This is a genomic window from Klebsiella sp. HN106 (assembly GCF_051209435.1).
GTDB lineage: Bacteria > Pseudomonadota > Gammaproteobacteria > Enterobacterales > Enterobacteriaceae > Klebsiella > Klebsiella oxytoca.
On record NZ_JBLURD010000334.1, the window covers coordinates 1 to 241 of the forward strand.

A 241-nucleotide genomic window follows, 5' to 3' on the forward strand; every position below is an offset into this window, starting at 1 on the left:
GTGACGGGTGGTGACAATGAGTCCGTGTCGAGCGCTGATTTTTTCGGCCTTTAGAGCGAGATTTATACAATAGAATTTGGCATGAGATTGGATTGCTTTTAGTCAGCCTCTTATAGCCTAAAGTCTTTGAGTGACTAGATGACATATCATGTAAGTTGCTGATAGGTTTCCAGTTTTCCGCTCCTAGGTCTGCATATTGTACTTTTCCTCTTACTCGACTTAACCAGTACCAACCCAGCTT

Annotated in this window: 1 pseudogene; it reads right to left on the minus strand. The window is 42.7% G+C overall.

The window, feature by feature from the left end:
* Window positions 1-241: pseudogene (locus tag ACSIPU_RS31445) on the minus strand (IS4 family transposase); the annotation flags it as partial.